The 22,505-nt window shown below is 64.7% G+C and carries 16 protein-coding genes; 9 read left to right on the top strand and 7 right to left on the bottom strand.

The features are described 5' to 3' along the window. Positions 1-30: 30 nt before the first annotated feature. Positions 31-2,724, bottom strand: coding sequence for a pyruvate dehydrogenase (acetyl-transferring), homodimeric type (gene aceE, locus AC1DYM_RS09405; RefSeq protein ID WP_477337708.1), 2,694 nt, complete (start codon positions 2,722-2,724; stop codon positions 31-33). A gap of 208 nt (positions 2,725-2,932) precedes the next feature. Next, the gene (locus AC1DYM_RS09400; protein WP_477337707.1) at positions 2,933-5,233 is read right to left on the bottom strand and encodes an NADP-dependent malic enzyme; all 2,301 of its coding nucleotides are present in this window, start codon (positions 5,231-5,233) and stop codon (positions 2,933-2,935) included. Positions 5,234-5,459: 226 nt separating this feature from the next. On the opposite strand from AC1DYM_RS09400, the gene AC1DYM_RS09395 reads away from it, so the two are divergent. After that, positions 5,460-7,352, top strand: coding sequence for a reprolysin-like metallopeptidase (locus AC1DYM_RS09395; RefSeq protein ID WP_477337706.1), 1,893 nt, complete (start codon positions 5,460-5,462; stop codon positions 7,350-7,352). A 9-nt stretch (positions 7,353-7,361) separates the two neighbouring features. Here the strand turns inward: AC1DYM_RS09395 and AC1DYM_RS09390 are convergent, their stop codons facing one another. Together AC1DYM_RS09390 and AC1DYM_RS09385 are read right to left on the bottom strand one after the other, a co-directional pair. Next, positions 7,362-8,642 carry a flavohemoglobin expression-modulating QEGLA motif protein gene (locus AC1DYM_RS09390; RefSeq protein ID WP_477337705.1) on the bottom strand — a complete coding sequence of 427 codons (1,281 nt, stop codon included), beginning with the start codon at positions 8,640-8,642 and terminating at the stop codon, positions 7,362-7,364. A 30-nt stretch (positions 8,643-8,672) separates the two neighbouring features. After that, the gene (locus AC1DYM_RS09385) at positions 8,673-9,419 is read right to left on the bottom strand and encodes an FAD-binding oxidoreductase (RefSeq protein WP_477337704.1); all 747 of its coding nucleotides are present in this window, start codon (positions 9,417-9,419) and stop codon (positions 8,673-8,675) included. An 82-nt stretch (positions 9,420-9,501) separates the two neighbouring features. On the opposite strand from AC1DYM_RS09385, the gene AC1DYM_RS09380 reads away from it, so the two are divergent. The 8 genes from AC1DYM_RS09380 to dbpA all read left to right on the top strand — a co-directional run bounded on the left by AC1DYM_RS09380 (position 9,502) and on the right by dbpA (position 17,745). Then, positions 9,502-10,434, top strand: coding sequence for an ABC transporter ATP-binding protein (locus tag AC1DYM_RS09380; protein WP_477337703.1), 933 nt, complete (start codon positions 9,502-9,504; stop codon positions 10,432-10,434). Beyond that, positions 10,431-11,204 carry an ABC transporter permease gene (locus AC1DYM_RS09375; RefSeq protein WP_046966902.1) on the top strand — a complete coding sequence of 258 codons (774 nt, stop codon included), beginning with the start codon at positions 10,431-10,433 and terminating at the stop codon, positions 11,202-11,204. Before AC1DYM_RS09380 ends, AC1DYM_RS09375 begins: the two co-directional genes overlap by 4 nt. Before the next feature lie 4 nt (positions 11,205-11,208). Next, entirely contained in the window at positions 11,209-11,928 is a 720-nt protein-coding gene (locus AC1DYM_RS09370) for a pseudouridine synthase (RefSeq protein ID WP_477337702.1), read from the top strand. A gap of 151 nt (positions 11,929-12,079) precedes the next feature. Next, entirely contained in the window at positions 12,080-13,213 is a 1,134-nt protein-coding gene (locus AC1DYM_RS09365; RefSeq protein ID WP_477337701.1) for a hypothetical protein, read from the top strand. Further along, positions 13,210-14,136 (top strand): hypothetical protein, encoded by a 927-nt coding sequence (locus AC1DYM_RS09360; protein ID WP_477337700.1) that lies wholly within the window; start codon positions 13,210-13,212, stop codon positions 14,134-14,136. The genes AC1DYM_RS09365 and AC1DYM_RS09360 overlap by 4 nt, the downstream gene beginning before the upstream one ends. A gap of 28 nt (positions 14,137-14,164) precedes the next feature. Then, positions 14,165-15,250: a hypothetical protein gene (locus AC1DYM_RS09355; RefSeq protein ID WP_477337699.1), complete on the top strand. Its 1,086-nt coding sequence runs from the start codon at positions 14,165-14,167 to the stop codon at positions 15,248-15,250. Positions 15,251-15,256: 6 nt separating this feature from the next. Then, positions 15,257-16,324 (top strand): hypothetical protein, encoded by a 1,068-nt coding sequence (locus tag AC1DYM_RS09350; protein WP_477337698.1) that lies wholly within the window; start codon positions 15,257-15,259, stop codon positions 16,322-16,324. Positions 16,325-16,368: 44 nt separating this feature from the next. Continuing rightward, complete coding sequence (gene dbpA, locus AC1DYM_RS09345) at positions 16,369-17,745, top strand: ATP-dependent RNA helicase DbpA (RefSeq protein WP_477337697.1); 1,377 nt, start codon at positions 16,369-16,371, stop codon at positions 17,743-17,745. Here the strand turns inward: dbpA and AC1DYM_RS09340 are convergent. The 3 genes from AC1DYM_RS09340 to hrpB form a co-directional block, all read right to left on the bottom strand. Continuing rightward, a complete protein-coding gene (locus AC1DYM_RS09340) occupies positions 17,737-18,621 on the bottom strand; it encodes a deaminase domain-containing protein (protein ID WP_477337696.1) in 885 nt (294 codons plus the stop codon). The two genes, dbpA and AC1DYM_RS09340, sit on opposite strands and share 9 nt — an antisense overlap. Positions 18,622-18,623: 2 nt before the next feature. Continuing rightward, the gene (locus AC1DYM_RS09335) at positions 18,624-19,811 is read right to left on the bottom strand and encodes a hypothetical protein (protein ID WP_477337695.1); all 1,188 of its coding nucleotides are present in this window, start codon (positions 19,809-19,811) and stop codon (positions 18,624-18,626) included. Between the two features lie 148 nt (positions 19,812-19,959). Then, on the bottom strand, positions 19,960-22,470 hold the full coding sequence (gene hrpB / locus AC1DYM_RS09330) for an ATP-dependent helicase HrpB (RefSeq protein WP_477337694.1): 2,511 nt from the start codon (positions 22,468-22,470) through the stop codon (positions 19,960-19,962). Positions 22,471-22,505: the final 35 nt, after the last annotated feature.

Raw genomic sequence — 22,505 nt, 5'->3', positions numbered from 1 at the left:
TTGCTCCGGCCCCTTCTCGATGCCTTGCTATCAGGCGTACAGCGGGTTCGGCTTGTCGACGTCCAGCTTGTATTCCTTGATGGCGCGGCTCACGTCCTTCGCGTTGACCTTGCCGTCCTTCGCGAGGGCGGCCAGGGCGGCGTGGGCGATCCAGTAGCGATCGACCTCGAAGTGGCTGCGCAGGTTCGCACGCGAGTCGCTGCGACCGTAGCCGTCCGTGCCCAGCACCGTGTAGCGCATGCCATCGGGCATGAACGCGCGGACCTGGTCGGCGAACTCACGAACGTAGTCGGTCGCGGCGATCGCCGGGCCCTGACGCTCACCGAGCAGGCCGGTGATGTACGGCACGCGCTGCGTGGCTTCCGGGTGCAGGCGGTTCCAGCGCTCGGCGTCGAAGCCTTCGCGGCGGACTTCCGAGAAGCTCGGCACCGACCAGATATCCGACGACACGCCGAAGTCCTTCTCCAGCAGCTCGGCGGCGGCGATGACTTCGCGCAGGATCGTGCCCGAGCCGAGCAGCTGCACGCGCGTCTCGTTCTTCTTCGCCTTGCCACCGTCCTTGAACAGGTACATGCCCTTGACGATGCCTTCCTCGCTGCCCTTCGGCAGGTCGGGATGGGCATAGTTCTCGTTCATCACGGTGATGTAGTAGTAGACGTCTTCCTGCTCCTGCATCATCCGGCGCGTGCCGTCCTGCAGGATCACCGCCAGCTCGCACGAGAAGGTCGGATCGTAGGAGATGACGTTCGGGATCGCGCCGGAGAGCAGGTGCGAATGACCGTCTTCGTGCTGCAGGCCTTCGCCGTTGAGCGTGGTGCGGCCGGCGGTGCCGCCGATGAGGAAGCCGCGCGCACGCATGTCGCCCGCTGCCCAGCAGAGGTCGCCGATGCGCTGGAAGCCGAACATCGAGTAGTAGATGAAGAACGGCAGCATCRCCACGTTGCTGATGCTGTAACTCGTCGCCGCCGCCAGCCAGGCGCTCATGCCGCCGGCTTCGCTGATGCCTTCCTGGAGGACCTGGCCCTTCTGGTCTTCGCGGTAGTACAGCAGCTGGTCGGCATCCTGCGGACGGTACTTCTGACCGAACGGCGCGTAGATGCCGATCTGACGGAACATGCCTTCCATGCCGAAGGTGCGGGCTTCGTCGGCGACGATCGGCACCAGGCGCGGGCCGAGCTCCTTGTCACGCAGCATGAGGTTCATGCCGCGGACGAGGGCCATCGTGGTCGAGATCTCGCGCTCGCCCGTGCCCTTGGTGATCTGCTCGAAGGCTTCGAGCGAGGGCGCGGTGAACGACTGGTCCGACTTGCGACGACGCTGCGGCAGCGAACCGCCGAGTGCACGACGGCGCTCGAGCATGTACTGCACTTCTTCCGAGTCCTTGCCCGGATGGTAGTACGGCACTTCCTCGAGCTTGTCGTCGGGAATGGGGATGTTGAAGCGGTCGCGGAAGGCGCGGATCGCGTCCGTGTCCATCTTCTTCTGGTTGTGCGCCGGGTTCTGCGACTCACCGGCCGCGCCCATGCCATAGCCCTTCACCGTCTTGGCGAGGACCACGGTCGGCATGCCCTTGGTGTTCACGGCCGCGTGGTAGGCCGCATAGACCTTGTGCGGATCGTGACCGCCGCGGTTGAGGCGCCAGATGTCGTCGTCGGACATGTTGGCGACCAGCGCGGCGGTTTCCGGATACTTGCCGAAGAACTTCTCGCGCGTGTACGCGCCGCCGAAGGCCTTGCAGGCCTGGTACTCGCCGTCGACGGTTTCCATCATCAGCTGGCGCAGCTTGCCCGTGGTGTCGCGGGCGAGAAGCGGATCCCAGTAGCTGCCCCAGGCGACCTTGATCGCGTTCCAGCCGGCCCCACGGAAGACACCTTCCAGTTCCTGGATGATCTTGCCGTTGCCACGGACCGGGCCATCGAGGCGCTGCAGGTTGCAGTTGATGACGAAGATGAGGTTGTCGAGGCCTTCGCGGCCGGCGAGCGAGATCGCACCCAGCGACTCCGGCTCGTCCGACTCGCCGTCGCCCATGAAGCACCAGATCTTGCGATCGGACTTCGGGATCAGGCCGCGGTGCTCGAGGTACTTCCAGAACTGTGCCTGGTAGATCGCCTGGATCGGGCCCAGGCCCATGGACACGGTCGGTACCTGCCAGTAGTCCGGCATCAGGTACGGATGCGGGTACGAGGAGAGACCCTTGCCCTTGCCTTCCACTTCCATGCGGAAGAGGTCGAGCTGTTCTTCGGTGATGCGGCCTTCGAGGAACGAACGTGCGTAGACGCCCGGCGCCGAATGGCCCTGATGGAACACCAGATCGCCCGGGTGCTCGGCGCTCGGAGCGCGCCAGAAATGGTTGAAGCCGACGTCGTACAGCGTCGCCGAGGAGGCGAAGCTGGAGATATGGCCGCCGAGGTCGCCCGGCTTGCGGTTGGCGCGCACGACGGTGGCCAGTGCGTTCCAGCGGATCAGCGAGCGGATGCGCCATTCGATGGCGGCGTTACCCGGGCTGCGCGCTTCCATGTGCGGCGGGATGGTGTTGACGTACTCGGTCGTCGGGTCGAACGGCAGGTAGCCGCCCGAGCGACGGGTGGAGTCGACCATCCGCTCGAGCAGAAAGTGCGCGCGCTCGGTGCCATCGTGATTGATGACGGCGTTGAGCGACTCGACCCATTCACGGGTTTCGGTGGGGTCGAGGTCCTGGTTCAGGATATCGTCGATCTGGTCCATGGATGCTCCGCTCGCGCCTGGCGCGCGCTTCATGAGGTCTGGGAAGCCCGCTGGGGTGGCGGGAAAACCTTTCCATGATACCGCGAAGTTTTCACATACGCGGCGGTATGGCGGTTTGTCTCGTTCTAAATCGGATCTTGCAGGGATTTGGTGATGTGGCCCGCTGTCGCGGGATCGCCGCTGAAGCGGCTCCCACATCGACCATAAATCAATCAGTTACAACTGTACGCGGCTTCCCGGCCCGGATCTGTGCCTCGACACAGGCCACCGCGGTCATGTTGACCACCCGGCGTACCGTGGCCTGCGGCGTCAGGATGTGGGCCGGCTTGGCCACGCCCATCAGGATCGGGCCGATGACCACGCCATCGCACAGCACACGGATCATGTTGTAGGCCGTGTTGGCGGCATCCAGGTTGGGGAAGACGAAGACATTGGCCTTACCTTCCAGGCGCGAGTTCGGGAAGATCTTCTCGCGCAGTTCCGGGGTGAGGGCCACATCGGCCTGCATTTCGCCTTCCACCTCGAGGCGCGGCGCCTTTTCGCGGATCAGGCGCAGGGCTTCACGCATCTTCTTCGAGCTGCGCGTCTCCCGGCCACCGAAATTGGAGTTCGACAGCAGGGCGATCTTGGGCTGGATGCCGAACAGCTTCAAGCGGAGCGAGGCCTGCAGGGTCGCCTCGGCGATCTGCTCGGCGGTCGGATCGTCCTGCACATAGGTATCGAGAAAGAAGAACGTACCCTTCTCCGTCGATACCGCGGCCATGGCGGAGGCTTCGGCGATGCCTTCATCCAGGCCGATGATGTCGGTGATGTAGTCGAGCTTGCTGTGATACGTGCCGACCAGGCCGCAGATCATCGCGTCGGCCTCGCCCCGCTCCACCATCAGCGCAGCGATCACGGTCGGACGCGAGCGCACCACGGCCTTCGCCGAGGCCGGCGTGACGCCACGGCGCTCCATGATCGAGTGGTAGAGGCGCCAGTAATCCTCGAAACGCGGATCCGAGTGGATGTTGCACATCTCGAAGTCCACGCCCGGCTTGAGGCGCAGGCCGGCGCGCGCGATGCGGCGCTCGATGACATCGGGACGACCGACCAGGATCGGCCGGGCCAGGCCTTCATCGACCACGGTCTGCACGGCGCGCAGCGTGGTCTCTTCTTCGCCTTCGGCGTAGACCACGCGCTTCGGATCGGCCTTGGCGCGATCGAACACCGGTTTCATCAGCAGGCCGGTGCGGAACACGAAACTGGTGAGCTGGTCGATGTAGGCCGGGAAGTCCGTGATGGGACGCTCCGCCACGCCGGAATCCATCGCTGCCTGGGCGATCGCCGGCGGCAACTGGATCAGCAAACGTGGATCGAACGGCTGCGGAATGAGGTATTCGGGGCCGAAGCTCGGCGGCTTGCCACCGTAGGCGCGCGCACTGACGTCGGACGCTTCGCGCCGCGCCAGCTCGGCGATGGCCTTCACGCAGGCCACCTTCATCTGTTCATTGATGACCGATGCGCCCACGTCCAGCGCGCCGCGGAACAGGTACGGGAAACACAGGGCGTTGTTGACCTGGTTCGGGTAATCCGAACGGCCGGTGGCCATGATGCAGTCCGGGCGAACCGCCTTCGCATCCTCCGGAAGGATCTCCGGATTCGGGTTGGCCAGCGCGAAGATGATCGGGCGCTCGGCCATGGTCGCGACCATTTCCGGCTTGAGGATGCCGCCGGCCGAGAGACCCAGGAAGATGTCCGCGCCAACGACGATCTCGGCCAGCGTGCGCTTGTCGGTGTCGCGTGCGTAGCGCTGCTTGTCCGGATCGAGGTCGGTGCGGCCGGTGTGCAACACACCGTCGCGATCGAAGGCGAGGATGTTCTCGCGCTTCAGGCCAAGCGTTACCAGCATGTCGACGCAGGAGATGCCTGCGGCGCCCATGCCGGTGGTGGCGAGCTTGACGTCTTCGATGTTCTTGCCGGTGACCAGCAACGCGTTGATGACCGCCGCACCGACGATGATCGCCGTGCCATGCTGATCGTCGTGAAACACCGGAATCTTCATCCGCTCGCGCAGCTTGCGCTCGACGATGAAGCACTCCGGCGCCTTGATGTCTTCGAGGTTGATACCGCCGAAGGTCGGCTCGAGGCTGGCGATGATGTCGACCAGCTTGTCCGGATCGCTCTCGTTGATCTCGATGTCGAACACATCGATACCGGCGAACTTCTGGAACAGGACGCCCTTGCCTTCCATCACCGGCTTGCTCGCCAGGGCACCGATGTTGCCCAGGCCCAGCACCGCCGTGCCGTTGGTGATCACCGCGACCAGGTTCGAGCGCGCAGTCAGTTCGGCGGCCTCCCTCGGGTCGGCGACGATCGCGTCGCACGCCGCAGCAACGCCGGGCGAATACGCGAGGGAAAGATCGCGCTGGGTCAGCAGCGACGTCGTCGGCGTGACCTTGATCTTGCCCGGACGGGGAAGGCGGTGGTACTCGAGCGCGGCTTGCCGCAGTTCCTCGGAGATGGCCATGGGGTCCTGTGGGAGCTGGATGGAATGGGGACGAGGGAGCGGGCTGGAAGCCGCGCTACAGGGCGTCGATGTTAGCACCGCCATGACGATTCGCCCGACCCGGGGTGTGTTGCATTGCGACATCCAGTGATATGAAAAGGCTACATATCAGCCATGCGGATCCCGGCAGATGTGCCGCGCGGACACGTCTACCGTCGACGGCTCTTCCTGATCGTCGAGCATCGTCATGTCACGTTTCGCTATCGTTACCGCCCTGGTGGGCGGCGTGTTCCCACTGGCGTCCCAAGCCACCGAGGTCATCGATGAGCCGGCGTTGCGTCGCAGCTTGCTCCGCCTGCCCAGCGATGCCAGCCGCAGCACCGAGGTGGCTCTTCCCACCGGCATCGCCACATCATCGCGCTTCCGCGTACACGACTCAGGCACGCTTCCGCCGGGCCTTGCCGCCCGATTTCCGGGCCTGCGAAGCTTCCGGGGAAGCGACGAGGAAGGGCGCACCGTGCGACTCGACCTCTCGGCAGCCGGCGTGAGAGCCAGCGTTCGCCATGGTGCGACGGAGTGGCTGGTTCGCCCCGGTGAGCTGGATGCGGCTGCGGCTGCGGCCACGACTACGGCTGCGGCTGCGTCGGTTGACACGTCGGCCCCGTCGACCGAGGCCGCCGTGACGGCGCCTGGCTTCGGCACGAAAGATCTCGCATCTGTCCCAGCACTGGCGCACGCCGGCGGCGGCATGCGCTACGACTTCCGCTTGGCCGTTGCCGCGGACAGCCGCTATGTCGCCCATTTTGGGGGCACCGTCGAAGGCGCACTCGGCGAGATCGTGCACGCGGTGAACCGTGCGAACGAGGTCTTCGAAACGGATATCGGCGTGCACTTCACCCTGGCCGAGAACAACGACCGGATCATTCGCGCCAACCCGCGACGTGACCCTTACCGTCGCATGGATCCCGGTCCGGCCACGGTACAGTTGATCGATCGCGAGATCGGCAAGGCGAACTACGACATCGGCCACGCCGTGACGACGATGTTCGGCGGAGAAAGCCACATCGGAACCTCGTGCAGCGACGATCGTCGTGCCGAGTTTTTCGCCACGCACAAAGCCGCTGCCTGGAGCGGTCACGCACATCCCGAAAGCGAACCTCATGCGATCGGCTTCATGATTCACGTGCTCGGACGCCAGCTAGGTGCGTGGCCGACGGCCAATGGATGCGGTCGCTCGACACTCGATGACCGTGCCATGGAACCCGGTGGCGGCAGTACCGCGATGGGTTACGCCCCCTCGGGCTGCGGAGGCGCCGCGCAGCAATTGCAGGATCGTTCGGACCTGTATTTCCATGCGGTGAACATCGCGCAGATGCAAACCTGGCTCGGATCACGCGGCGGGCGATGCGCCGCCAAGCGTATCAACCCCGTCGCGGCGCCATGGATCGACCCCGAGCCCTTTGCGGAAGAGAAGGTCATACCGGCGCGAACCCCCTTCATGCTCGCGGCATCGGTGGAGCCCGACGCGGCCGGCACGCACCTCACGTACGCGTGGGAACAGATGGATGCCGGCGATGCACAGAAACGCGAACTGACCGATCGCGGCAACGGCCCCTTGTTCCGCTCGTTCGCACCGACGCCCTACGCCGTGCGCAGCTTTCCAAGGATGGCCGCCGTTCTCGGCCATGAAACCGCCGAACCGGGTGAAACGTTGCCGACCACCTCGCGCTTTCTCAATTTTCGCCTGACCGTGAGAGACAGCGGGAGTGGCACGGCGACGGTGGCCGGTGCCGATACCCGGGTGCGTGTCATCGACACCGGCCGCCCCTTCGCTGTGCTGTCGCCCACCAAAGGCGCGCGTGGTGTCGCTGGGCAGCGGCTTCGCCTGCACTGGGACGTTGCCGACACGACGGTGGCGCCGATCGACTGCCACTTCCTCGAGATCGATCTTTCCGTCGACGGCGGCCGTACGTGGCTGCCCGAGCCCGTGGCAACGGACGAACGCAATGACGGCGAAGCCGACGTCGTGCTTCCAGTCATCGCCACGCAGACGGATCATGCGCGCCTTCGCGTACGCTGCGATTGGCGACCGTTCTTCGCCGTCTCGCCTGGCGACTTCACGATCGCGCCGGGCCGGTAAACCACGACGTCACAAGCCGAGGGAAATTTCCTCGGCTTCCACGCCGGCCATATGGATGTGGTTGACGAACAACGAGAACGCGAGCTTGCCGGCCAGACCATGTACATGTTGCATCCACGGCGGCAGGTAACGCGGCGCGACGATGTCACCGCTTGCGAAATGGGCCTCGAGGCTCATGACGTCGTGCAGGGCGAGCTTTCCGGCAAACAGGTTACGCAGCAGATCGAGGCGACGTTGGCGCAGCGCCCAACGGAAGAACGTGTGCACGGCCAGAAGGCCGGTGAGGTAGACGTTGTCCTTGGCGAAGGCCGAACCGCCGGTCAGCGGCACGCCGCGAAACACACGCTGTGCCGAGTGGAAACTGTCCGCGACGTTCTGCCCGCATTCGCGGAAATAGCGGAATACATCCACGAAGTCGGCGCCGTTCAATGCCATGTCGATCGCCAGGATGCGCAGGCTGATGCGCTTGAGCCGGGAAATATCGATCGCGCCCGACATCAGTTCGGCGAAGACGGCCAGACCCTCCTGCGTCGCGGTGACCCGCGGCGAAGTACGCGCCAACGAGGCAAGCACCGGCTGTTCGCGACCGTTGAGCGCGGTGAGCGAATGCACGAAGGCCTCGTGCGCCAGCAACTGGTGGCGATCGTATTCGGTGAAGCGGATGCCGCCGCGCAGACGGATACGGGTCGCACCTGCCGCCGCCTTGGCGGTGAGTTCGGGATCGACTTCCACCGAAATCGTGCCGGGCGAGAAGAACGCATCGAGCATCTCGGTCATGTCCCGGCGCAGGTCTTCCGCCGGGATCGTCCCCGTCGCGTCCTCGGTTTCCAGGTCGGCGCCCAACTCGTCGGCCAGGTCGACGAAGTAGCGGGCCGCATCCAGGTTGCTGCGATTGCTGCCGGGGATGGCGTCACCCGGCTTGCCATAGAGCGCGACCGACGCGGTGGTCACGCCATCGGTGCCGGCGGCATCCAGCATTTCCGTCGCCACACGCCAGGATTCGGCGGTCCGGCGCAGGTATTCGGCGATCGGATGGTCTTCGCAGACCTCCCGCTCGATCGCTTCCAGCTCCGCCCGGGTGTCACCCAGGTCCGGTGGCCGATAGCGGATATCCGGCAGGGACAGCCGCCCTGCGCCGAATTCGGCGATGAGGCGCTCTTCGACCGAGGCCGGCCAGGACACGGTCGGCAGGATGCGGATGGCCCGGACGGCCGCCAGCAGACGCTGGTCCAGCGTCGCGTAGCGCCGCATGTCCGGAGTGAGATGGGGCGGAAGGACGTGGGCGTGCATGGGGCGCAAGTATAGGCCGGGCGGGCGGTTTTAGCGGGAAGAGATGTATTTCTCGCGACGGATGTGCTGGACCGACAAGCCCTGTTCCTTCAGGGCGGCGAAGGCCGCGTCGACCATGTTCGGGTTGCCGCAGAGGTAGGCGATGTCCCGCTCGCCGTTGGGCTCCAGCTCGGCCAGCATGTCCTGGACGTAGCCGAGCCGGTCGTGCGGACGCGGATTCGGCCGGGCACCGCGGCTCAGGCAGGGATGGAAATCGAAGCCCTCGTGCTGACGGGCGAAGGCCTCGAATTCTTCGCCGTAGAGGAGCTCACCCTCGTTGCGGGCGCCGTAAAGGAGCACGAAACGGCAGCCCCGGCTGGCGATGAGGCTGGCGATCTGCGGCAACATGGCGCGGTACGGGGTGACCCCGGTGCCCGTGGCGATCAGGATGTAGCGCTGATTCTGGTCGGCGTCCATCAGGCAGAAACGGCCGTACGGCCCACTGGCATCGACCGTCTCACCCGCCTTCAGACCGCCCAGCAGCTTGGTCGCTGCCCCGCCGTCCACATAGCTCACCGCGATCTCGATCCGCTCGACCGGCCCCGTCCCGTCGCCGATCGTGCCCACCGAGTAGCTGCGCTTGGTCGGTTTGCCGTCGTCGTACGCGAAGTGGACCTGGAGGAACTGCCCGGGCACGAAGGCCAGCGGCTGGCCGTCGGCGCGCTCGAACGACAGGTGCCGCACCGCGGGGGCGAGCATGAAGCTGTCGGCGAGTCGGAGCTGGAATTGTTCGGCCATGGAAAGTCTCTGTTGACGTACGGGAACAAGGTGGACAGACAAAGGCCGGTATAATAGGCGGCTTGGCATCCCGGCGCAGCCCATGACCACTCCTGCTTTAAACGTCACGAACTTACGCAAGACCTACGGTAACGGCGTGGAGGCCCTCAAGGGCATCTCCCTGACCGTCGAACCGGGCGATTTTTACGCCCTGCTCGGGCCCAACGGTGCTGGTAAATCGACCCTCATCGGCATCCTCTCCTCCCTGGTCAACTCGACCTCGGGCGACGCGGAGATCTTCGGCGTGTCGATCCACAAGCACCGCAGCGAGGCGATGCACCTGATCGGCCTGGTGCCCCAGGAACTCAACTTCAACCAGTTCGAGAAGCCTTTCGACATCTGCGTGAACCAGGCCGGTTTCTACGGCATCGGTCGCGCCGAGGCTTCCCAGCGCGCGGAGAAGTACCTGAAGGAACTGCGCCTGTGGGACAAGGCGCACCTGCAGGCCCGCACGCTCTCGGGCGGCATGAAGCGCCGCCTGATGATCGCCCGCGCGATGATGAACGAGCCGAAGCTGCTGATCCTCGACGAGCCCACCGCGGGCGTCGACATCGAGATCCGCCGCTCCATGTGGCAGTTCGTCAGCGGCATCAACGCCGCCGGCACCACGGTGATCCTCACCACGCATTACCTCGAGGAAGCCGAGCAGCTCTGCCGCAACATCGCGATCATCGACCAGGGCCGCATCGTGCAGAACACCTCGATGAAGAGCCTGCTGGCCACGCTCGATGTCGAGACCTTCGTGCTCGACGTTCCCAGCGCTCCCGGCGTTCTCCCTGTTTTGCCGGGTGTGGTCCTGCGCACCCTGGACGATCACACCATCGAAGCCGAGATGTCCCGCTCCCACGACCTGAACTCCCTGTTCGCCGCGCTTTCCTCGCACGGCGTCACCGTGACCTCGATGCGCAACAAGTCCAATCGCCTGGAAGAACTCTTCGTCCGACTGGTCGAGCACGGCCGGGAGAACGCGGCATGAGCGCGGCCACCAACCTCGTCGCGCTGAACACCATCGTTCGTCGCGAGATCGCACGCATCCTGCGCATCTGGACGCAGACGCTGATCCCCCCGGCGATCACGATGACGCTGTACTTCGTCATCTTCGGCAAGCTCATCGGCAGCCGCATCGGCCTCATGCATGGCTTCACGTACATGCAGTACATCGTGCCCGGCCTGGTCATGATGAGCATCATCACGAACAGCTACGGCAATATCTCTTCGTCGTTCTTCGGCGCGAAGTTCGGCCGCTTCGTCGAGGAGATGCTGGTCTCGCCGATGTCGAACTGGGTGATCCTGCTGGGCTATGTCACCGGCGCGGTCACCCGCGGCGTGATCGTGGGTGCGTTGGTGCTGGTGATCGCACTGTTCTTCACCGACCTGCACGTCGCCCACCCGATCATCACGTTCGTTTCGGTGGTACTCGGCGCGACCGTGTTCTCGCTGGCAGGCTTCGTCAACGCCGTGTTTGCAAAGAAATTCGACGACATCGCCCTCGTGCCGACCTTCGTGCTCACGCCCCTCACCTATCTCGGCGGCGTGTTCTATTCGGTGGACCTGCTTGGCGAGCCGTGGCACACGATCTCGCTGGCCAATCCGATCCTTTACATGGTCAATGCCTTCCGCTTCGGCGTGCTGGGCGTAAGCGACGTCCCCATCGTCACTGCGTTCATCGTGATGCTGGTCTTCGTGGTCGGACTCAGCGCCGTTGCCTTGCGCCTGCTTTCGCGCGGCGTCGGTCTTCGCTCGTAACGCCATGCGGGTCAACAAGTACATCAGCGAGGCCGGCCTGTGTTCGCGACGCGAGGCGGACGAACTGCTCGTCGCCGGCCGTGTCACGATCAACGAGGAAGTCGTCGGCATGGGCGCCAAGGCGCTCGACGGCGACGTGGTGCGCGTGGACGGCGAGATCGTCGTCGCGCGCACGATGGCCCCCGAGTCGGCGAAGAGTCGCGGCATCTATATCGCGCTGAACAAGCCGGTCGGCATCACCTGCACCACCGACCAGACCGTCGACGGCAACATCGTCGACTTCGTCGACCACCCGCAGCGCATCTTTCCCATCGGACGCCTGGACAAGGACTCCGAAGGCCTGATCCTGCTCACCAGCAACGGCGACATCGTCAACGAGATCCTCCGCTCGGAGAACGGCCACGAGAAGGAATACCTCGTGGCGGTGAACAAGGCGGTGACCGATGAGTTCATTCGCGGCATGGCCAAGGGCGTGCGCATCCACAACCAGATGACCGATCCCTGCCGCGTGCGCAAGATCGCGAAGTTCGGCTTCTCCATCGTGCTCAAGCAAGGCCTCAACCGGCAAATCCGCCTGATGGCCGCCGAGTTCGGTTACCGCGTGACCCAACTACGCCGCGTGCGGATCATCAACGTGAAGCTGGGCCATCTGAAGCCCGGTCAGTGGCGCAACCTGACCGAAGCCGAACTGAAGGGCCTGTTGCCGGAACGCACTCGCTGGTAGGTCCGGTCAGAATCCGCTGACATAGCGACACGAGACATGATTGCGACCATCAAGGGCAACCCTGATGGTGCGTTCTCGTGCCTTGCCGGAGACTATGCGGGCTGACATGACGTCGGCACCTCTGAAACGCCCACATGGATGTTACCCCTACATGAAGCCCTTCCTACGGCTGGCGTGCCTTGCTGCGCTCCTGCCCCTCCCGGCCCTGGCCGCGGATCCAACGACGGTCGATGTCTACCGTGAACTCGTCCGTCATCGCACCGCGACCTTGGGTGTCGACAAGGCGTTCAATCACAGCACGCGTCAATACGTGTCCGGCTTCCTGGAAAACCCCGACTTCCCATACAGCGCGCTGCGCGACGACCCCCCGATCACCAACGAGGTATGGTGGTACGACTTCGTCGATGGCCTTCCGATCGATGCCGCAGACAAGAATGCGGCGGCCCTCGAAATGCTGCAGTGGCAGGGCGGCTTCACGAAGGCGAGGATCGGCGTCGACGTGATCGTCGACAAGGCGTCAATCATCGCTTTCCGCAATGGCTATGCCGCCGCCAATGCGATCAAAGCCGGCGTCGACGCGGACATCTTCTGGAAGGCAAGAGACTTCAACGGCGCACTGTCCACCCTTGCGGCCGGACAAGCGGTGGCATTGCAGCTGCTCCGCGACCAAATCCGTAGCTACGCACCCGAAACGTACGAAGCACGTGGCATCAAGCCCGATGTCCTTGCACGCTATCTCGACCAGCTCTACCCGGGAAACCTGACCGATAGCGACGAAGACTACCTTTCCTCACTGCTCCATTACGCGCTATCCGACAACAGTTTCACCGTCGACTCCAAGGGGCGCCGACAGCTGCCCGCTGCGTATCGCGTCGCGCGAGTCGCGGCGGCTTATGCCGATGCAGGCGGCTACACGGTTCCCGGAGGGACCTGCACGGGCAACGATCCCGCCAAGCGCCTGCCCACGGGGCCGGCCGCGACTGAAGGCGCTGGCCCCTTGTGCTTCGTCGCCGCGACCGATCAGGCCGTACAGTCGTGGTATCGCCGCAAGATGCGTCAGGAGGAAGCGAGTGTCCGTCGCGCGCACCATAGCCCGGATGACGCACAGCTACGCGTCCAGTTCTGGTTCAGCGTGGTTCTCACGCTGGTCGACATTGCGGGCTTTGTCGAGTTTACGGAAGCCAACCTTGTCAACGAACTGAGTGCCGAAGGTGCACTGACCGACGAAGAAGCCGCCGTCGTGGAAGAACGTGCGACCCAGCTGAAGTGCAGGCTCCGCACATGATCACCCTGTTCGCATCACGCGCCATCCGCTTGACCGCACTTGCGTTCGCGCTCTCTGCCTCGACGGCTTTCGCAGGCAAAATCAAAATCGATACCGCGCATGGTGACGCTGTCGCAGCCATGCTGAACAGCGATTCAAAAGTCTTCGTCGATGCCTTTCGCATGGCCATACCTGAGAAAGGTATCAAGGGCCCATTCACTGGCAAAGCGAAGGTACACCTGTTCAAGGCCACCAAGCAGGCCACCGTTGCAAGAATGGAATACGTCTACACCGAGGCAGGGCGTCTACGCTCAAGGACCTACTATGCGCGCAGCGGTCCGGCGATGGACGTCACCTTCCGCCGAATGACCAAGCGGAACTTCGATGACGGATCGACGGAGGAGAGCTCAGGCCGCTACGTCATCACCGACGATGACATTGCGCTGGACATCGCTGAAGGTGGATTCTATCCGGCCGATACGTCCCTTCGCGCACGTGCGCCGAATCTTCCGGGCGTAGCCGATGGCGTGGTGGCCAACGATCCTCTCCATGCGGGCGATGCGGAACTGAAGATCTTCCGCAAGCTCGAGACCGATATCGCTGCTCGGGCCGTGCCGAAAGGCGGAAGGCTGGTTGGCTATGTCAGCAAGTCAGTGTGCCCCTCGTGCAAGGCGGCATCGGAGAAACTCGCCGCCGCGTATGACATCGACGGAAACATCTTTCAATTGCTCGAACCCGGATCCGAGCCGGCCACGAATGCCATCGAAAGCGAGAGCACTCGATTGTCCGGCGTTCTGAGAAGGCGCCGCGATGACTACCTGAAGAGGAATGTCATCAGTGAATTTGTGCCTCTTGACAGGACGTCGCAAAAGATCCCGGATGCCCTCGAGCGTATCGAGGCCGAAGAAGCGCGTCGGACGGTTGCCCTGCCGTGCGGTGATTGAGTTGAAGAGGGAGGTGTTCCTGCTAGGTATGGCGCTTGTCGCCTTCCCCGGCATGCCAACGCTCGCCACGACGATCGTCGGCGTCGACGTTTTCAGCCACCTCCAGCGCGAGCGTATGGCTCGCGCTGGAGGCGATGACGCGCCGCAGGCACAGGACACCACGCTGAATCAGCTACTCGTCGACCCGACCTCGCCCTACTCGGACGTAAAGGGCGATCCCGCGTTCACTAACGATGTCGAATGGCCTGACGTCCTGGCGCGACTTCCGGGGAACCTGTCGACGAGTGACGCCTTGGCCGTATTGAACTGGGACCTGGGTCTTACCCGCGCAAGACCCGGGCTAGATGTGGTGACACGCAGCGGTTTTCGCGATCCGTTCGTCGCCGCCAGCGCCGCGAAGGCGGATGTCGACGCCGATATCTTTTGGCATATGGTCGACCTCACGGGCTTCAGGCATTCCACGAGAGCGGCGACATACGCCGTCGCCATGCAGATCCTGCGCCAGCAGCTTCGTGAAACCGATTCAGCCCGTCAAGCGTCCCTCGGCATCGATAAAGACGTCTTTCACCGCGTGATGAATGCCGCTTATCTCGACCGGGTAACCACGTATGACCTGCATTACCTCACCACCCTCGTGCAGCATCGTCTGATTCACTGGCAGGTGGGCGGTCGCGCGACGACAGGATCGCGTGCACTCCCCACCGCGTTTCGTGTTGCCCGCGTGGCCGCGGCCTATCGGGATGCGCAAGGTTATCTCAGCGGATTCCCGTGTACACCCAGCGCGACACCGCACGACGGGTCCGCCGGTACGGGTGCCGAAGGGGATGAGCGCCCCCTGTGCTTCGTCGCGGCGACCGATCGTGCCATTCACCGTTGGTATGTCGACGAATCGGACCGACAGGCGCGTTGGGTGCCCGAACGCGAACACGACGGCATGCAGCGGCTGGCCGGGTTCGTGTCAGCCATGCTCGTGCTGCTGGACCTTGCACCGTTCATCGAAATGTTCGAGGCCGTTGCCGCCGACGATCTCGTCACGGCAAGGCTGCTCACGTCCACCGAGGCCGATATGGCCGCCGCGCGGGCCGATCGCCTTTTCTGTCCGCTCCCCGAGTGACCCAGCATGCGCCAACGACTTCTCATCGTCCTGTCAACCGCCGTCGTCATGTCCGCCACGTCCTCCGCGCGTGCGACAGGGGCGGTCGAACTCGAGCGTATTACGCTCGACGAAGGCAATGTCACGGCGTTTCTCGAAGCAACCAGCCAGCACTATGTCGACGCCATGCGCACCTTGGTCAACGAACGTTACCGCGATGAGTATCGCGCCATTCGTTGGGAAGCACTCGAGGAGGCGATGCGTGGTGCGCCGGTGGCACGACTGGAATACCACTTCACCCTGAACGGCCTTCCGAACGTGCGCGTGTACCATGCCATGGGCGGACGTTCACTGAGTTCCGTCGCCAGGTCGATTTTCGAGGGGCCGACGCGCCCTGGCACGCCGGACAGTCCGCTCAGCCCGTCTGGCTCCGAATCTGAATTCGAGTTCGCCTCCCATACGCTGCCCGTGGCGGAGGAAGCCGCCCTCGACCTGGCAGACAGCCGTTTCTACACGGGGTTCGGCGAGTTCGGTGTCAGGGCGCCGGTGAGGGCTCGCGGCGCGTCCGTCCTCGATGCCTTCGTTGTCGCTGACAGGGATCGTCTTTTCGATCCGGAGTTCAAGGCATTGCGGTCACTGGAGAAAGACTTGCAGGATCAGGTGGTCCCCGGCGGTGGACGTATTCGCGGCAGCGTCAGCGAGCTGGTCTGCACGTCATGCGAAAACGCCATGAGGCGATTTTCGGACACCTATGCCGTCGATATCCGCCTGTCGCATCTCTATCCCTCTGTGCGGGGCGCGGGACTGGATGAACTGGTTTCTTCGGGGAAAGCCCGCCTGCGAGGAGACCTGTTGGTCGATGCCGTCACCGATCGCCCCCTGCTGGCATTCGACCTGTTGCACGGCGCGCGCGAAGGCCAGGTCAGACGGTTGCTGAGCCCCCGCGCTATGGGCCGGTCGTTCAAACGCATGCCCTGGTCACGGCGTTCCTTCCGTCTGGGTCCGATCCGCCTCCCGCCTGTGTCGGAGGGGTCGTCCGAGGGATCACCGCCGACCCGGCCACGCATTCCGAAAGACCCGGCGACCGGCTGCTGACGGTCGGAAAGGCGTCCCCCGACCCGCCGTGCGATCATAGGCGAATGAATGCCTTCGCCCAGACTACGCTTTCCCCCGCCCTCCTCGCCGCCGTGGAATCCCTCGGCTACGCGGAGATGACGCCCATCCAGCGGGAAAGCCTGCCGTCGATCCTCGAGGGCCGTGACGTGATCGCCCAGGCACGCACGGGCAGCGGAAAGACCGCCGCGTTTGGCCTCGGCCTGTTACAGCAACTCGACCTGACGCAGATCCGGCTACAGGCCCTGGTGTTGTGTCCGACCCGTGAGCTCGCCGACCAGGTGAGCAAGGCGATTCGCCGTCTCGCCGTCAACCTGCCCAACGTGAAGCTGCTCACCCTTTGCGGCGGCATGCCGCTGGGTCCGCAGCTCGCCTCGCTGGAGCACGATCCACACATTGTCGTCGGCACGCCGGGGCGCGTGCAGGAACACCTCAAGCGCGAAAGCCTGCACGGCGGCGGCATCAAGGTGCTGGTGCTCGACGAGGCAGATCGCATGCTCGACATGGGTTTCGAGGAAGCGATCGACGACATCGTCAAGCGCATCTCGAAGCATCACCAGACCCTGCTTTTCTCTGCGACCTACCCGGATGCGATCCGCGCCGTCAGCGGCCGCGTGCAGCGCAACCCGGTCACGGTCACCGTGGAGGAGAAGCACGACGAGAACACCATCGAGCAGCGCATGATCGAGGTCGAGCCGACGAACAAACCCGATGTGCTGTCGCGCATCCTTACCCACGAAAAGCCAGACGCGACGCTGGTGTTCTGCAACATGCGAAAGGACACCGAGACCCTGGCGGCGGAACTCGACCGTCGCGGCTTCTCGCCGCTCGCGCTGCATGGCGACCTCGAACAGCGCGACCGCGACGAGGTGCTTGTTCGCTTCGCCAATCGCAGCTGCAACATCCTCGTCGCGACCGACGTGGCGGCGCGCGGCCTGGACATCATCGACCTCCCGTTGGTGGTCAGCTACGACGTTGCGCACGATGCCGATACCCATACGCATCGCGTAGGCCGCACGGGGCGCGCTGGCGCGAAGGGCCTGGCGATCACGCTCGTCGGTTCGCGCGAACAGCCCAAGATCCGCGCGATCGAGGAGCGTCTCGGCGGACCGATGCTGCGCTATCCCGCCAAGCCCGTCGGTGACGGACGCAAGGTGCTCAACCTGGCTCCGATGAAGACCCTGGTGATCGATGCCGGGCGTCAGGACAAGTTGCGCCCGGGTGACATTCTTGGCGCGCTGACCGGCGACGCCGGACTCCAGGCCAAGGACATCGGCAAGATCGATGTCTACGCCACGCGCGCCTACGTGGCGATTCAGCGAGACCTTGCCAACAAAGCGCTGGAACGCCTGCGTGCCGGCAAGATCAAGGGCCGCAATTTTCGGGTGCGCCCCCTAGGCTGATCGGCCGCACACCGACGTCGATGGCCTGTCATCGTCCGCCGGATGCGCGGGCGCCGGGGGCAAAGCCGCGACCGGTCGGGTGAAGAGCGTCGTGAGATCGTCGATCAAGGCGTCGCGTGCCTGCCGCAGGGCGGTCCATGCCGGCGTGCGTAGGCCGTCTTCATTCGCGCCGTGAACATAGTTGACATGGACGTCAGCATCCGTTTCCACCGCGAACTGGCGCAGTGCGGCGCTGCATGAATCGCACGGTTGCTTGCTGACGAAACCGGTGAGGCGTCCGCCGGATTGGACCTCACGCGAAGCGATGTCACGCATGATCGATTGAAGGACCTTGATCTCGGCATCGTTGCCGCGATTGGGAATGCTCGGACGATTCGGCCGCGGGGTGACGCCCGACTCATCGGCTGCGCCAGCCGACGCATGCCGGACGACGTTGTCGGAGGAGAAATAGTGTGCGTCGGCCTGACGCGGTGCGATCAGCCCCACGGAACGCGGATCGATATAGGTCGCGAACGGTCGTCCGGACGCTGCAAGGTAAATCCGGCTGTAGGCCACGCCGTCGACGAGATAGCTGTATTCGAAGTAGGCGAATGTAGCCGTGCGTAGCTGACGCTGGAAACGAACCAAAGCCCGTTCCGAGACGACGCCGCCTTGTGCGTGGGCCGCATCCATGAGCCATCGCGTCATGGCGTTGGCGTAATCGTTCAGCGCCGCACCGAGCCACGTCTGCATCATGTGATCGTCATCGTGCTCGACGGCGAGCTCGGTGACGCCCCCTGGGGGAGTCGTTTGCGCGAAGGCCGGTGCCGCCGTGCCGAGAGACAGAAGCAGGAAGAGTGCCGCGCCGATGAGGTGCCGTGATGGTTTCGTCGTCATGATCAGCTTCCCGCCCGACAGGTCAGCTGCAGGGCGCGCCGGGAGATGTCGAAGGCATCGCGATACGGCAAGAGACCTTCGGACAGCAAGGTGTCGGCAATCTTGGACTCGATGACCTCGAGGCGGACCGTATCTTCGAGGAGTCCGTTGCGGCGAACACCGATCCAGCCCTGGCGACTTTCAGTCAACGGTGCCGCCATACGCTCGATGAGGGTCGTACCACTACGACGCACGGGCAGCACGGTCGACAACTCCGCGCGAAAGCGTGACGCGTACCAAAAATGGACGGCACGGTCGGTCGCGTCGTCGAAACAAAGAGGCCGTTTGTCCACGCCACCCATGCCTGCGTGACTTGGATCGTACGTCCGGTCATCGCGGCAAGGGTCGTGTTCGTAGGGCATACGCTCGCGGTACGCGGCCGCGAGGCGAGCCACGCGCAAGTTCGTCGGCAGCTCCCTGAGACCGTAGCTGCTGAGAGCGCCGACCGACCATGTCGACATCGCGCCATCCAGCAAATGGATCAGGTAGTAGAGATCGGTGTCGTGTACGGCGGCACCCGTCGATGCGTGCAGGAACCTGTCCAGGACGTCGTGCCGCAAGCCGTGCTCCGCCCACAGCGTTCTCGGCGTCGTTGCGAGCTTCGTACGTAGCACCTGGGCGGCGATCGCATAGTTCGCAGCGATCGTCGGATAGGGCGCGCCGGCCAGATAGCTGGCCTGCGTATAGATGTCCGGATCGACACCGGACTTGACCAGGCTTGCCGCGCCCGGAATGGTCGCCAGTTCGTTGGGCAATCGGGGAATCTCGCGACCGACCCTGCTTTTCGTGTAACCGAGGTCCCACACTTTCATCGCGTGGAGGTCGCGATGGTTCACCGGGTAGTCCGCCGTCGAGATGGCGGCGATCGCACGTCGTGTCGGGGCGTCGGGTTCAGGCAATGTCACCTGGAGCACATCGGAATAGGGAAATCCCGGACGGCGCAGGACGTAGCGTTCATAGGAGTGATCGTCCGAGCGCGCGACATATTCCGCACTCGTGCCCTCGCGGGAGTATTCCTGGATCAAGGCCGACATGGCATCTTCGGTGTGCCGGGAGGCCTGGATCGATGGCGCGGACACGAAGGCCAGCAGACCCACGATGGCGCGTAAGAGCAACGGCGTGGGGTGGGTGGCAAACGCGGCGGGAATCATGACGAAACTCCTTTTCGAGCACCTCGTGGAGATCGGGGTGGTCACGCCATTGAAGCAAGCTCTTATCGGCCAAACCATCGGCAGTGGGAGACGAGCTGGCGTTGATGCGCTGACATTGCCGTCGGTCCGGGCCTTGCGCCCGCGTCGGCTAGGTCCCCCGCGGTTTCGCTCGGTGCGTTGCGGTCGCCGTCCAGGGATCCTCGGGCCAGGGATGCTTCGGATAGCGCCCCTTCAGTTCCTTCTTCACTTCCGGATAGGTCCGGTTCCAGAAACCAGCAAGGTCCTGTGTCACCTGGATGGGACGACCGGCGGGCGACAAGAGGTGCAACATGACCGGCATGCTCCCGTCGCCCACGCGCGGCGTGTCGGCTAGGCCGAACAATTCCTGCAACTTCACGGCGAGCACGGGTGGCGCACCCGGATCGTCGTCGCGCGTTCCGTATTCCAGGCGGCGCGTCATGCCGCTGGGGACTTTGAGTTCTTCCGGGGCGTGAGCGTCGAGCGCACGACGCTGCTCATAGTCGAGCATGGATGAGAGCGCTTCTGACAGCTCCGCTGCCTGCAAGGCCTCGAGCCGACGCTTGCCCGAGAGATACGAGGACAGCCACGACTCGAGCGATTGCAACAGCGTGGCATCGGCAACGTCGGGCAGGTTCAACTCGGGTCGCCACACACGCAGTGCGCCGATACGCGCACGCAGTCGACGTGCGTTGTCGCTCCATGGCAGGCTGTCGATGCCCCGCGCGCGGATGCCCGCCAGCAGTGCAGGCACGGCATCGTCGCCCCTGACCGGCATGGCTTTTCGGGAGATCACCAGGGCATCGAAGCGTCGTTCTTCGAATGCCTCGGCAATCTGCCGGTCGTCGTCCCATCGCATGACCCGCTCGGTGACGAAGCGATCCGCGTGGTCGCGCTCGAGTACGTCGGGGTCGAAAGGCGCCGCGGCGAAAACGAGGCTGTCGCGCGCGTCGAGGCGCAGGTCGAGGATGACCAGCCACGGTTCGCCAAGCAACGCACTCGCCTCATGCAAGCGGGCACCACGGCCATTGGCCAGTTGATAGCGCATCGGTTGGCCTTCGTCGCGACGTGCGACGCGATCGGGAAACGCGTGCACGAGGAGGTCACCGACGGCGTGTGAATCCGGCACGCCGCTGGCAGACGATCGAATCTCCAGTCGCCTTCGCCATCCCGCCGATGCCTTCTCGATCGCGGCGAGTGCGCCGATGTCCGCCGAACCCGCACGCGCACCACGCGCGCCGGCGTCGCGCCAGAGATGCAGGGCGGCCACGCGTTGGCGAAAGTCATCGGTGCGCCCCTGCTCACCCCGCAGCGGTGAACGGGCTTCGGTCAGCGCGAGCAGGTCGGCGACCAGGGCACGACGCTCCGGGGCTGCGCGTAAGGCGGCCGCCGCCAGGCGCGGTGTCGCGCCGAGCGCCAGCATGTCGCGGCCAAGACGTGTGATAGCGGAAGCTCCGTCGAGCGCGCCGAGGCGGCGTAGCAGATCGCGTGCCTGGCCCATGGCGCCGGCCGGCGGCGCATCCAGCCAGGGCAGGTTGTCGCTGCCCCACCCCGCCAGTTCGAGCGCAAGGCCGGAGAGCTCGGCCTGCTCGATTTCCGCGGTGCGCGACGGCTCGAGACGGCGGCTTTGCGGCCAGAGTCGATAGGCGGCACCCTCCGCGACGCGACCTGCGCGACCCGCGCGCTGGTCCGCCGATGCCTGTGAGATATGGACAGTTTCCAGTCGCGTGAAGCCGGACTGCGGATCGAAGCGCGGTTCGCGCGCGAGACCGGCATCGACCACCGCGCGGATGCCCGGCAAGGTCACGCTCGACTCGGCGACATTGGTCGCGAGCACCACGCGACGCACACCGGCATCCGCTGGCGAAAGCGCGAGTTGCTGCTCGGCCAGCGAAAGCTCACCGTGCAGGGCGACAACCTCGAGATCGTCGCCCTGCTTTTCCAGCATGCCGCGCGCGCGCTCGATCTCACGCCGACCGGGAAGAAAGGCGAGCACGTCGCCGGGATGCTCACGCAACGCCTGGAGCACGGTACGCGCAAGATGCTGCTCGATCGTCTCCTGTGGCCGCGCGGGCGTATGCGTGATCGACACGGGGAAGCTTCGGCCGGGACTGCTCAGGCGAGGCGCATCGAGCCATCGCGCAATGCGCTCGCCGTCCAGCGTTGCCGACATGATCAGCAGGCGCAGATCCGGGCGCAGGCTGGACTGGACGTCGAGCGCGAGCGCCGCACCCAGGTCGCCAGCCAGATGCCGCTCGTGGAACTCGTCGAACAGGATCGCACCGACACCTTCCAGTGCCGGATCCTGCTGGATCATTCGCCCGAGAATGCCCTCGGTAACCACTTCGATGCGCGTACGAGGCCCCACGCGGGACTCGAAACGGATCCGGTAACCCACCGTTTCGCCGACCTGCTCGCCGAGTTGCGCCGCCATGAAAGCTGCGGCGGCGCGCGCTGCGATGCGACGCGGCTCGAGCACCACGATTCGCCCCCCGGACAGCCAGGGGGCATCGCGCAGGGCCAACGGCACCTGGGTCGTCTTGCCGGCGCCGGGCGGCGCTTCGAGCACGAGTCGTGGACGCTCGGCCAGGGAAGCGAGGATGTCGGGAAGGAGCGGAGTAATCGGGAAGACGGAAGTCATGCGCCGGCTATGTTACGCAAGCCGGCGCAGGATCG

The organism is Luteibacter sp. P1_D3 (assembly GCF_056406135.1).
Note: the sequence above shows the minus strand (reverse complement) of the source record. Positions and strands in the feature narration are given on the sequence as shown.